Source organism: Rhodococcus sp. IEGM 1302, from assembly GCF_030056935.1.
Taxonomy (GTDB): Bacteria; Actinomycetota; Actinomycetes; order Mycobacteriales; family Mycobacteriaceae; genus Rhodococcus_F; species Rhodococcus_F qingshengii.
Genome location: NZ_JASHKY010000032.1, coordinates 1 through 12413, shown reverse-complemented (window position 1 = coordinate 12413; position 12413 = coordinate 1). Strand labels below are relative to the sequence as shown.

11 protein-coding genes, 2 tRNA genes and 1 pseudogene are annotated in these 12413 nt (G+C 62.3%); 3 read left to right on the top strand and 11 right to left on the bottom strand.

The features are described 5' to 3' along the window. Positions 1 to 82 precede the first annotated feature (82 nt). From QM609_RS26095 to leuC, 3 genes are all read right to left on the bottom strand, one after another. Positions 83 to 769 (bottom strand): HU family DNA-binding protein, encoded by a 687-nt coding sequence (locus tag QM609_RS26095; protein ID WP_149357716.1) that lies wholly within the window; start codon positions 767 to 769, stop codon positions 83 to 85. A gap of 157 nt (positions 770 to 926) precedes the next feature. Further along, positions 927 to 1535 carry a 3-isopropylmalate dehydratase small subunit gene (leuD, locus tag QM609_RS26090; RefSeq protein ID WP_003944724.1) on the bottom strand — a complete coding sequence of 203 codons (609 nt, stop codon included), beginning with the start codon at positions 1533 to 1535 and terminating at the stop codon, positions 927 to 929. Positions 1536 to 1563: 28 nt separating this feature from the next. Then, complete coding sequence (gene leuC / locus QM609_RS26085) at positions 1564 to 2985, bottom strand: 3-isopropylmalate dehydratase large subunit (protein WP_003944727.1); 1422 nt, start codon at positions 2983 to 2985, stop codon at positions 1564 to 1566. Positions 2986 to 3143: 158 nt separating this feature from the next. Here leuC and QM609_RS26080 point away from each other — a divergent pair, with 158 nt between their 5' ends. The 3 genes from QM609_RS26080 (at position 3144) to QM609_RS26070 (ending at position 4685) form a co-directional block, all read left to right on the top strand. Beyond that, entirely contained in the window at positions 3144 to 3845 is a 702-nt protein-coding gene (locus QM609_RS26080) for an IclR family transcriptional regulator (protein ID WP_007729342.1), read from the top strand. A 55-nt stretch (positions 3846 to 3900) separates the two neighbouring features. Further along, on the top strand, positions 3901 to 4404 hold the full coding sequence (locus QM609_RS26075) for a pyridoxamine 5'-phosphate oxidase family protein (protein WP_050656957.1): 504 nt from the start codon (positions 3901 to 3903) through the stop codon (positions 4402 to 4404). An 83-nt stretch (positions 4405 to 4487) separates the two neighbouring features. Continuing rightward, positions 4488 to 4685, top strand: coding sequence for a DUF5302 domain-containing protein (locus QM609_RS26070; protein WP_007729345.1), 198 nt, complete (start codon positions 4488 to 4490; stop codon positions 4683 to 4685). Between the two features lie 139 nt (positions 4686 to 4824). Here the strand turns inward: QM609_RS26070 and QM609_RS26065 are convergent. From QM609_RS26065 to QM609_RS26030, 8 genes and pseudogenes are all read right to left on the bottom strand, one after another. Continuing rightward, positions 4825 to 4897: transfer RNA gene (locus QM609_RS26065), tRNA-Glu, on the bottom strand. A 96-nt stretch (positions 4898 to 4993) separates the two neighbouring features. After that, positions 4994 to 5065, bottom strand: a tRNA-Gln gene (locus QM609_RS26060). A 156-nt stretch (positions 5066 to 5221) separates the two neighbouring features. Beyond that, a complete protein-coding gene (gltX, locus tag QM609_RS26055) occupies positions 5222 to 6697 on the bottom strand; it encodes a glutamate--tRNA ligase (RefSeq protein WP_003944712.1) in 1476 nt (491 codons plus the stop codon). Between the two features lie 73 nt (positions 6698 to 6770). Further along, complete coding sequence (locus QM609_RS26050; RefSeq protein WP_050656958.1) at positions 6771 to 7931, bottom strand: alkane 1-monooxygenase; 1161 nt, start codon at positions 7929 to 7931, stop codon at positions 6771 to 6773. Between the two features lie 391 nt (positions 7932 to 8322). Continuing rightward, positions 8323 to 9096 carry a fumarylacetoacetate hydrolase family protein gene (locus tag QM609_RS26045; protein WP_050656959.1) on the bottom strand — a complete coding sequence of 258 codons (774 nt, stop codon included), beginning with the start codon at positions 9094 to 9096 and terminating at the stop codon, positions 8323 to 8325. An 84-nt stretch (positions 9097 to 9180) separates the two neighbouring features. Then, positions 9181 to 10194: a 3-isopropylmalate dehydrogenase gene (locus QM609_RS26040; protein ID WP_003944691.1), complete on the bottom strand. Its 1014-nt coding sequence runs from the start codon at positions 10192 to 10194 to the stop codon at positions 9181 to 9183. Between the two features lie 74 nt (positions 10195 to 10268). Continuing rightward, positions 10269 to 11861 (bottom strand): phosphoglycerate dehydrogenase, encoded by a 1593-nt coding sequence (gene serA, locus QM609_RS26035; protein ID WP_003944758.1) that lies wholly within the window; start codon positions 11859 to 11861, stop codon positions 10269 to 10271. 250 nt (positions 11862 to 12111) lie between these two features. Further along, positions 12112 to 12413 (bottom strand): annotated as a pseudogene (locus tag QM609_RS26030) (ketol-acid reductoisomerase); the annotation flags it as partial.

Here is a 12413-nt window from a genome sequence, read left to right as displayed (position 1 = left end):
CAAAAAATGGGGTGCCGCGGGTTATCTGCTCGGCGGCTCCACCTCTTTGTCTTACTGCATCGGGTTTTTCACCCGAACGCGACTACTTTGCGCGCTTGGCCGGAGCCTTCTTGGCCGGAGCCTTCTTGGCTGCGGTCTTGGCGGGGGCCTTCTTGGCCGGAGCCTTCTTGGCCGGAGCCTTGGCTGCGGTCTTGGCCGGAGCCTTCTTGGCCGGAGCCTTGGTGGCAACCGTCTTCTTGGCTGCGGTCTTGGCCGGAGCCTTCTTGGCGGGAGCCTTCGCGGCAACCGTCTTCTTGGCTGCGGTCTTGGCCGGAGCCTTCTTGGCGGGAGCCTTCGCGGCAACCGTCTTCTTGGCTGCGGTCTTGGCCGGAGCCTTCTTGGCCGGAGCCTTCTTGGCTGCGGTCTTCTTGGCAGCAGCCTTCTTGGCTGCAGCCTTGGTGGCCGGTGCTGCTACGCCACGCTTGACTGCCGGGCCGGTGGCCGGAAGCTTCTGTCCACCAGCGATAACAGCCTTGAACTGCGCACCCGGACGGAAAGCCGGAACCGACGTCGGCTTGACCTTGACGGTCTCGCCCGTACGCGGGTTGCGTGCAACACGTGCTGCACGACGACGCTGCTCGAAGACTCCGAAGCCGGTGATGGTCACGCTCTCGCCACGGTGGACGGCGCGGACGATGGTGTCCACGACGTGCTCCACTGCGTCGGTCGCTGTGCGCCTGTCCGAACCCAGCTTTTCAGTCAGAACATCGATGAGCTCTGCCTTGTTCATTGAAATTCCTCCGCTAATTGTGGTCCACCGTCGGACCGACTGAGAACCACGGTAAACCTGATAACGGCAAGAGTCTATGTGCCACGCCAATTCTCATTCAACGTGACTGCGAAATGGTGACCTATTTCTCTTCCCGCGCGGAGTTGCGGATTTCGGTTCAGCCCTGCGAAATTCGGGCTGGAAGGGTAGTCGGTTTCCATGAAGGCCTTGACTTTTCGAACTCGGAAATCGCGTCTACCTGCCGCAATGTCAGTCCGATGTCGTCGAGACCCTCCAGCAGACGCCACCGTGTGTAGTCGTCAATATTGAACGGCACCACCGTAGTTCCGGCGCTGACGGTCCGATTCTCGAGATCTACTGTCAATTCCAGTCCGGGCTGCTCTTCGAGCAACTTCCAGAGCAATTCGACGTCGCTCTGCTCGACCTGTGCCGCTACGAGACCGGCTTTTCCGGCGTTTCCGCGGAAGATGTCGGCGAACCGGGAAGCAATGACGACCCGAAATCCGAAGTCGGAGAGAGCCCACACGGCATGCTCACGCGAAGAGCCCGTGCCGAAATCGGGACCGGCCACGAGGACGCTTCCCTTGTCGTACGGAGCCAGATTCAGAATGAAGTTGGGGTCGGTACGCCAGCCTGCAAACAGCCCGTCCTCGAATCCGGTGCGCGTCACCCGTTTCAGGTACACGGCAGGGATGATCTGGTCGGTATCGACATTCGAGCGTCGCAGCGGGACGCCGATACCCTTGTGCGTGGTAAAGGATTCCATCGAAATTCTCCTCGAGATGGTAAGTGGGTCAGACCAGATCGGCCGGTGCCGAGAGCGTTCCGCGGACCGCCGTGGCAGCCGCGACGAGCGGGGAAACCAGATGAGTCCGGCCGCCTTTACCCTGTCGGCCTTCGAAATTCCGGTTGGACGTCGATGCCGAACGCTCGCCGGGAGCAAGCTGGTCAGGGTTCATTCCCAAGCACATCGAGCAACCGGCCTGGCGCCATTCAGCCCCTGCCGCTGTGAAGATTTCACCGAGACCTTCGCTTTCGGCTTGAGCCCGCACCCGCATCGAGCCGGGAACGATGAGCATCCGAACGCCCTCTGCCACATGGCGACCCTCGAGCACCTCCGCCACTGCGCGCAGGTCTTCGATGCGTCCGTTGGTGCACGAACCGACGAACACGGTGTCGACAGAAACATCCCGAAGCGGCATACCGGCGTCGAGACCCATGTAGGTGAGCGCCTTCTCGGCTGCCTGACGCTCGCTCTCGTCGACGATCAGTTCGGGATCAGGCACACGGTCGCCGAGCGGCGCACCCTGTCCCGGATTGGTTCCCCACGTGACGAAAGGCGTCAATGCGCTTGCGTCGATGTGAACCTCGTTGTCGAATTCCGCGCCCTCGTCGGTCTTGAGCAACTCCCACGCGGCGACGGCTTCGTCCCACTCTGCGCCGGACGGTGCATGCGGACGGCCCTTGATGAACTCGTAAGTGGTCTCGTCCGGTGCGATCATGCCCGCGCGGGCTCCGGCCTCGATCGACATGTTGCAGATGGTCATACGAGCTTCCATCGACAGTTTGCGAATGGCCTCGCCGCGGTACTCCAGTACGTAGCCCTGGCCGCCGCCGGTGCCGATCTTGGCGATGACTGCGAGGATCAAGTCCTTGCTCGTGACGCCGGGAGGCAGCTCGCCGTCGACCGTGATCGCCATGGTCTTGAAGGGGCGCAACGACAATGTCTGCGTTGCCATCACATGCTCGACCTCGCTGGTGCCGATTCCCATTGCGAGCGCACCGAATGCGCCGTGCGTCGACGTATGACTGTCGCCGCACACCACGGTGGTTCCGGGCTGCGTCAGGCCGAGCTGCGGTCCGACCACATGCACGATGCCTTGGTCGAGATCGCCCATGCGGTGCAAGCGAACTCCGAACTCCTCGCAATTTCGGCGCAAGGTGTCGACCTGAGTCTTGGACACAGGATCTGCGATCGGCTTGTCGATGTCGATCGTCGGAACGTTGTGGTCCTCGGTGGCAATCGTCAGGTCGGGACGGCGCAACTGGCGTCCCGCCAGGCGAAGTCCGTCGAATGCCTGGGGGCTCGTCACTTCGTGAACGAGGTGGAGATCGATGTAGATGAGGTCGGGATCCTGCCCCTCCCCTTTCACGACAACGTGGTCGTCCCACACCTTCTCGGCGAGAGTGCGTGCTTTCTGTGCCATGTCTTCCACCTCTGTACGTAGCCTCGCGTCGGCGGACTACGGGCTGGCCCGCCGCGCGTGAAGTAGGTCCCCAGCCTTCACAGCAGATGCAGACTGTCCCGAGGAAATGCGCTATCCCTCCAGGAAATGCGGTAGCATCCCACTATGCGAGAAACTGGTATCGACCTATGAGACAGCATAGCGGCATCGGCGTCCTGGACAAAGCAATGGGCGTGCTTCATGCAGTAGCTGAGGAACCGTGCAGCCTCACCGAACTCTGTGCACGAACCGGTTTGCCGCGCGCGACCGCCCATAGACTCGCCGTCGGTCTCGAAGTCCATCGACTCCTCACTCGCGACTCGGACGGTCAGTGGTGCCCAGGGCCCGGACTCGCCGAACTCGCTGCCACCGCTAATGATCCACTCATTGCTGCGGCCGGACTCATCCTCCCCCGCCTTCGCGAAATCACCGGCGAAAGCGTCCAGCTGTACCGTCGCGAAGGCACACAACGCATCTGCGTCGCGTCGATGGAACCACCGACCGGCCTGCGTGACACGGTGCTCGTCGGAGCCCGACTGCCGATGAACGCCGGATCCGGCGCCAAGGTCCTTCTCGCATGGGCAGATCCACAAACCCAACGGACCGTCCTCGCCGATGCGTCGTTCGGCGAACGAGTGCTCCTCGAGGTTCGCCGGCGCGGCTGGGCACAGAGCGCGGCCGAACGTGAGCCCGGTGTCGCCAGCGTCGCGGCTCCCGTCCGAGACTCGGCAGGCGCTGTCATTGCCGCGATTTCGGTCTCCGGCCCCATCGATCGGATGGGTAGACGACCGGGAGCCCGCTGGGCGGCGGACCTTCTCGCAGCTGCCGAAGCGCTCCACAAGCGTCTGTAATTCGTGACACAGTAAGGCCTTCAGATCCTCGAGCACGTAGGAGTACGACGCGACCATGGCAGGAAAGCAGCGTAGTCAGATCACGATGACCGAGGCCGAAATCTCGAGCTTCGTCGAAAAGAGCCGTACGGCAACGATGGCGACGTTGAGCGCCGACGGAATGCCTCACCTGATCGCGATGTGGTTCGCGATAGTCGACGGCGAAATCTGGTTCGAGACCAAAGCCAAGTCGCAGAAGGCCGTCAATCTTCGCCGGGACGCCCGAATGTCCGTCCTGATCGAAGACGGTCAGACGTACGACACGCTCCGAGGAGTCTCGATGGAGGGTACCGGGGTCATCGTCGAAGATCCGGAAGCCCTCTTCGCTGTGGGAATCAGCGTCTGGGAGCGGTACACGGGCCCGTACATTGACGATCTCCGCCCGGCCGTCGACGCGATGCTCCACAAGCGCGTCGCGGTACGGTTCGTTCCCGATCGAACTCGTTCCTGGGATCACCGCAAGCTCGGGATGCCTGCGATGCCTCTTTCCGGCTCGACCGCACCGCCGCCGCAGCCCTGAGATTCGTGAGCGGAAAAATCACGAGCAATCGAATTCGGGCCGGCGTAGTTTCACCAGCAGGCCCAACAACAAGGAGTGAGCATATGAGCGATCTCGACAGCAACACCCCGTCCGAACCCGAATCCCAATCGGAGGAAACCAAACGAAAGTTCCGTGAGGCCCTCGAACGGAAGAATCATCAGAACGCCAAATCGACCGACCATCGCGACGGACAGTCCAAGGTCCACAACACGCATGGCCCGGCCGATCACAAGCGAGAGTTCCGCCGTAAGAGCGGATAGCCGATCGCGGACAACAGAGTGAGATGACGATCACCCCCAGTCGAATTCGCCTGGGGGTGATCGTTTTTCGCATCGCCGGAAACATTTTCCGCACATACGAAAAGACCCCCCGATCAATGATCGGAGGGTCTTTCCTTTGTAGCCCCGACGGGATTCGAACCCGCGCTACCGCCTTGAGAGGGCGGCGTCCTAGGCCGCTAGACGACGGGGCCAGGACACGCTTTTAAACGTGGTATTTCAGCCTTGCTCTTGGATGCTCAGCAAGCTTAGCTTGTCTGAGTCCGGCCACAAAATCGACCGGATTTCCGCTGGGGTACCAGGACTCGAACCTAGAATGGCGGTACCAGAAACCGCTGTGTTGCCAATTACACCATACCCCAAGGTCTTGCTCACCAGCCTTGCCCGATCCGCTTCGCTGTTGTGCTCGGCGGCTCGTCTCCGGCCGAAAAGAAGATTACCAGTACCCCTGCCCCAAATACCAAATCGTATGGTCACAGGAGGTTTTTGCTTCATTTTCGGCCGGAAGACCGTCCGATCTAGGCGGTTACCGCTGCCCTACCGGCCCGCAACCGAGCGAGCGAGACCTCACGACCGAGCAATTCCATCGACTCGTACAGCGGAGGGCTGATGTGAGAGCCCGTGATCGCGACCCGAACCGGAGCGAAGGCCTTACGCGGTTTGAGCTCCAGATCCTCGATGAGGGCCTTCTTGAGTGCTTCCTCGATACTGGCCGCCGACCACTCTGAGATGGCATCGAGCGCCGCAAGAGACGCGTCCAGAACCGGACCGGCATCTTCCTTCAGGTTCTTTGCCGCCGCGGCCGGATCGAGAGCAAACGACGCCTCGTCGACGAACAGGAATTTCAGCAGATCCCACGCGTCGGACAGGACGACGATGCGCGTCTGCACGAGGTCCGCCGCAACAGTGAACGTCGCTTCGTCGACGTCGGCGCCGATGTGTCCGTGCTCCACCAGGAACGACTTCAGACGACCGGCGAAGTCGGCCGGCTCGAGCAGACGAATGTGCTCGGCATTGATCGCGTCGGCCTTCTTCTGGTCGAAGCGGGCAGGATTGGAGTTGACCTTGGAGACGTCGAAGGCCGCAACCATCTCGTCGAGCGAGAAGACATCGTGATCGTCGGCGATGCTCCACCCGAGCAGAGCCAAGTAGTTCAGCAATCCCTCGGGAATGAAGCCCCGATCGCGGTGGATGAAGAGGTTGGACTCGGGATCGCGCTTGGAAAGCTTCTTGTTGCCCTGACCCATCACAAAAGGCAAGTGCCCGAACGACGGTGTGAAATCGGCGACACCGATACGAATCAATGCCTCGTACAACGCGAGCTGACGCGGAGTCGAGGACAGCAGATCTTCGCCGCGCAGTACATGGGTGATCTTCATCAACGCGTCGTCGACCGGGTTGACCAACGTGTACAGCGGAATGCCGTTGCCGCGAGTCAGCGCGAAGTCCGGAACGGTGCCTGCCTTGAACGTGGTCTCGCCCCGCACCAGGTCGTTCCAGGTCAGATCGTGATCGGGCATCCGGAGGCGGACGACGGGCTTGCGCCCCTCGGCGATGTAGGCAGCGCGCTGCTCGTCGCTGAGCTCGCGATCGAAGTTGTCGTATCCGAGCTTCGGATCGCGTCCGGCCGCCTTGTGTCGCGCTTCGACCTCCTCGTTGGTCGAGTAGGACTCGTAGGCCTCGCCCGCGGCCAGCAACTTGGCAACAACGTCGAGATGCAGGTCACGACGCTCGGACTGGCGATACGGTGCGTGCGGCCCACCGACCTCCGGGCCTTCGTCCCAATTGAGCCCCAACCAGCGGAGGGCGTCGAGGATGGCCTGGTAGGACTCTTCACTGTCGCGCTGCGCATCGGTGTCTTCGATACGGAACACGAATGTGCCGCCGTGGTGTCGTGCGAATGCCCAGTTGAACAAGGCGGTGCGCACCAAACCCACGTGCGGGGTTCCGGTGGGTGACGGACAGAAACGGACGCGTACTTCGCTGTTGGTCATGGCTCACTTGGCTCGGCGATGATGGATGGTCGTACTACAGGTTAGTCCGGCAGCCCTTCCTCCATCCGGCCGATCACTTACCCGGCAGGACGTTGATGCGTGTCATGTCGCCGTCGTAGTAGGCCAGCAGTCGCTTGTCCATGACCTTTCGCCACAGCGGCGGCACCCACGCGCAGACGATCATGACTGCGTAACCCGCTGGAAGTTGCGGCGCTTCGGCCGCACTTCGCAGGCTCTGGTACCGCAGACGCGGATTCGCGTGATGGTCGCTGTGACGCTGAAGTTGATAGAGGAACAGATTGCTGACGACGTGGTCGCTGTTCCAGCTGTCCTCGGGCGAGCACCGGACGTACGAGCCGTCAGGCCGCTTCGCACGTAGCAAGCCGTAATGCTCGAGATAGTTGGCGGTCTCGAGGAACGTGAAGCCTGCAATTGCCTGAACGGCGAGCCACGGCGCAATTTCCCAGCCGAACGCGGCGATCAGACTGCCGAACAGAACCACACTCATCGCCCACGCGTTCAGGATGTTGTTGCGGTAACTCCACGTCCGTCTCCGCTGACGCCTCAGACGAGCGCTTTCGATCCGCCATCCCGAGCGCAGGCCGCCGATGACGCTGCGAGGCAAGAAGAACCAGAAGTTTTCCTTGTACCGTGAGCTGGCCGGATCCTCCGGCGTCGCGACGCGGACGTGGTGACCATGGTTGTGTTCGACGTAGAAATGGCCGTAGAAGGACTGCGCGAGCGCTACTTTGGCGAGCCACTTCTCGAGCTTCTCACTCTTGTGCCCCAATTCATGCGCCGCGTTGATCCCCACACCGGCAACCACGCCGGCAGTCATCGCGAGCGCGAACTTCTCCCCCGCCGCCATCGGCGCGTTCACCCAGCACCACGCGACGAACACCAGCCCGACGTATTGGAGGGGCAGGAACAAGTACGTGCACCAGCGGTAGAAACGATCCTCTTGCAATTCAGGGATCGCTTCGTCCGGTGGGCTGTTGCCGTCCTCGCCCGCCAGGAGATCGATCAGGGGAATGACGATGACGATCAGCCACGCCCCGATGGCCCAGAAGAGCCCGAGACTGAATTTGTCGACCAGGAACCACGCAGCGAACGGGCTGAGAGGAACCAGCAAACCCAGTGGCCACAGGTAGCGCTTCTTGTCTCGCCACACCGGCCGCTGCCCGTTCCGCGCTTGCCCTGCCGCTGTCCGGGAGGCTTCCGCGAAGGTCGTCATGTATCACCACGTTTCTGCGCAATCCACTCGATTGCCCCATCGGCTTCTATCCAGTTATCGGTCACCCTACTGCTCAGCGTTACATTTCAGGGAATTTGGTCTGTTACGGGCCGCGACAGCAAACCGTATGGCGAACTCTCCCAACCTGGCCAAATCCGACATAACGCCAGGAGGATCAGAGGCGAAGCTTCGCCTGGGTCATGAAACCCGCAGGTCAGTCCCGGAGCCTGATTTCTTCGAGTCGGTTGGCAATCCCGATCAATCCACTGGCGATAGTTACCATCTTGCAACTTTTCTGCGACAGACACCTCTCGACCTCACACCACGACGGAGGCCCCATCCGGTTGGATGGGGCCTCCGTAGTCGCGTGACTGAAGGAACCGGGTCAGGATCAGCTCTTGGCGGTCACCGGGTTCGTGAGCGTGCCGATCCCCGAGACCGTGACCGACACGGAATCGCCGTCGACGATCGGGCCTACTCCGGCGGGGGTGCCGGTGAGGATGACGTCGCCAGGCAAGAGAGTCATCACCGCCGAGATCCACTCGATGATCTTCGGAATGTCGTGGAGGAGAAAAGCCGTGCTGCTGTCCTGCTTGACCTGACCGTTCACCTCGGTCCTGATGTCGACGTCGGACGCATCCAGACTGGTTTCGATCCAGGGGCCGAGTGGGCAGAAAGTGTCGTGGCCCTTCGCGCGCGTCCACTGCCCGTCGTGACGCTGATGATCTCGCGCCGACACGTCGTTGGCGATCGTGTAACCGAGGACCACGCTCAACGCCTTCGCCGCCGGAACGTCCTTGCACGGTTGACCGATGACGACCGCGAGTTCACCCTCGAAGTGCACCTCGTTCGAGGTGGGAGGCAAGACGATCGGGGCACCCGGGCCAACTATGGACGTGTTGGGCTTGAGGAAGATCACGGGGTCCGCGGGAGCCTCTCCGCCCATCTCCGCGATGTGATCTGCATAATTCTTGCCGATGCAGATCACCTTGCTGGCGAGAATCGGAGCCAGCAGACGGACATCGGCGAGCGGCCAACTTCGGCCGGTAAATGTGGGGTTCCCGAACGGGTGCTCCGCAATTTCCTTGGCGACGAGGGCATCCTCTTCACCTTCGATACTGACGAACGCAACACCATCGGGACTGGCAATTCGACCAAGACGCATGCCGGCCAGTCTATCGGGGTGCCGGAAACGACTGACGCGCGCAAGCCGAAAGGCTCACGCGCGTCAATCTCGTGAAAGAATTCCTTACAGCGCTGCAGTGATCCGGTCGCCGATCTCCGTTGTGGAGATGGGACCTTCGCCGCGGGTAGCCAGGTCGGCAGCGACCACAGCCTCGACCCGAGCGGCGTCGTCCTCGCGTCCGAGATGGCGAAGAAGCAGTGCGGCCGAGAGGATCGCGGCGGTGGGATCAGCGATTCCCTTGCCGGCGATGTCCGGAGCACTGCCGTGAACGGGCTCGAACATCGACGGGTTGGTACCCGAGGCATCGATGTTTCCGCTTGCGGCCAAACCGATGCCACCGGTTACGGCGCCGGCGAGGTCGGTGATGATGTCACCGAAGAGGTTGTCCGTGACGATCACGTCGAAGCGCGACGGGTCGGTGACCATGTAGATCGTGGCCGCGTCGATGTGGCAGTACGCGGTTTCGACGTCCGGGAACTCGGCACCGACGGTCTCGATTGCACGCGTCCAGATTGCGCCCGCGTTGGAGAGCACGTTGGTCTTGTGAATCAAGGTGAGGTGCTTGGACCGGGTCTGCGCCAAGGCAAATGCGTAACGCACCACGCGCTCGGCCCCGAACCAGGTATTGATCGACACCTCGGTTGCGATCTCGTGATCGGTGCCGACGCGGATCGCTCCACCGTTTCCGGTGTACGGACCCTCGGTGCCTTCACGAACCACGACGAAGTCGATCTCCGGCTGGGCCGCCAACGGCGACAGCGCACCCGGATACAGCTGTGCGGGGCGAAGATTCACGTGATGATCGAGCTGGAAGCGCATGTTCAGCAGCAGACCACGCTCGAGGATGCCGGGTGCGACGATCCGCGGATCACCGATGGCGCCCAACAGGATTGCGTCGTGCTGACGAATCTGGTCCAGCTCGTCCGCCGGGAGCAACTCGCCGGTGGCGTTGTAGCGACGGGCACCGAGATCGTATTCGGTGGTTTCCAGATCCGGAACCAACTTGCCGAGCACCTTGAGCGCCTCGGCAGTGACCTCGACGCCGATTCCGTCACCCGGAATGACCGCAAGCTTCATGGAGTCCTCATCTCAGTAGAACTGTGCGCCTTTATCAACCGCGGGCGGTTGATAAAGGCGCACAGCAAAAACAATCAGGAAAGGTCGACCTGGGCGACGCGAGCGTCGAGCTGCGAGACGATTGCCTCGACCTCGGCGTCACCGACGACGCGATCGACGCGCAAGATGACAGTTGCGCCTTCGCCTTCGGCATCCTGGCTCAGTGCTGCTGCGAGGATGTCGACGCCCGCGTTTCCGAGGACGGTACCGAGGACACCGAGAACGCCCGGGCGATCGCTGTAGTGAACGACGATGTTGTGGCCCTCGGCGCGCAGGTCGAAGCTGCGTCCGTTGATGTTGACGATCTTCTCGACCTGCTGCAGACCGGTGAGTGCGCCCGTGACCGACGTGACCGTGCCGTCGGCGGCAACTGCACGCACCTCGACCGCGCTGCGGTGGGCAAGAGCCTCCGAGTGCTTCTCGACCGACACGGTCACGCCGCGCTGCTCGGCCAGTGCCGGAGCGTTGACGAACGTGACGGCCTCATCGCTGCTGGCGGAGAACACGCCGCGCAGTGCAGCCAGGCCGAGGATGTCGACGGTTTCGGCAGACAGCTCGCCGGTGGCGACAACCTGCACGGTCTGCACAGCTTCGGGCGACAACGTCGCAGCGAGGAGACCGAGCTTGCGGACGAGCTCGAGCCACGGAGCAACTTCTTCGCCCACGGGGCCGCCGGAGACGTTGACAGCCTCGGGAACGAATTCGCCTGCCAGAGCGAGGAGAACACTCTTGGCCACGTCGATACCTGCGCGGTCCTGAGCCTCGGACGTCGATGCTCCGAGGTGCGGGGTGACAACGACGTTGTCGAGCTCGAAAAGCTTGGAATCGGTGCACGGCTCGGTGCTGAACACGTCGAGACCGGCGCCTCGGACCTTGCCGGAGACGAGTGCGTCGTAGAGCGCATCTTCGTCGATCAGACCACCGCGAGCGGCGTTGACGATGATGACGCCGTCCTTGGCCTTGGCGAGGCGCTCGGCGTTGATCAGGCCGGCCGTTTCCTTGGTCTTGGGCAGGTGCACGGAGATGAAGTCGGCGCGCTCGACGAGCTCGTCGATGGTGACCAGTTCGATGCCGAGCTGCGCTGCGCGCGCTGCGGGCAGGTAGGGGTCGTACGCGATGATCGTGGTCTCGAACGCAGCGAGACGCTGCGCGAAGAGCTGGCCGATGCGGCCGAGTCCGACAACGCCGACGGTCTTGCCGAGGATCTCGACGCCGTTGAACTTGCTTCGCTTCCAGGTGTTCTCACGCAGAGTCTTGTCTGCTGCGGGAATCTGGCGAGCGGTCGACATGAGGAGCGCGACAGCGTGCTCGGCAGCGGAGTGAATATTGGAGGTCGGTGCGTTGACGACCATCACGCCGCGCTCGGTGGCTGCGGGGATCTCGACGTTGTCCAGGCCGACACCGGCGCGGCCGATGATCTTCAGCTTGGTGCCGGCAGCCAGAACCTCGGCGTCGACGGTGGTGGCGGAACGGACGAGAATCGCGTCGGCCTCGGGTACCGCGGCGAGCAGCGCCGGGCGGTCGGGTCCGTCGACCCAACGCACCTCCACACCGTCACCGAGCGCCTCGACTGTGGACGGCGCGAGCTTGTCGGCGATCAGAACAACGGGACGGCCAGGCTGGCTCACGTGCAAACTCCCTGATTAGGTGGGTGTGAAGGTGGTTTAACCACCGATAGTTTAGTGCGCGCTCACTTGGAATCCACAACGCGGTAGGCAATACCACATAGTGGACACTTTCGCGGGCAAATTCTCGACGGAATATGAATCCGGACTCAGACGACCCGGAAAACGACTCCGGCCCAATGCCGCGCTGGTTCAACGTAATTGAACCGGCGCGGCATCAGGCCAGTGGAGACGTGGAGCGTGAAACTGCGAATTACGCGGTTTCGGTGATCGGACGATCGACCCAGCTCATCAGGTCGCGCAGCTTCTTGCCGGTGACCTCGATGGGGTGCTCGGCGTTGGCCTTGCGCAGGCCCTCGAGCTCGGTGTTGCCGTTCTCGACGTTGGCAACCAGACGACGGGTGAACTCGCCGGACTGGATGTCGGCCAGGATCGCCTTCATGCGCTCCTTGGTGTCGGCGTCGATGACGCGCGGGCCGGAGAGGTATCCACCGAACTCAGCGGTGTCGGACACCGAGTAGTTCATGCGGGCGATGCCACCCTCGTACATGAGGT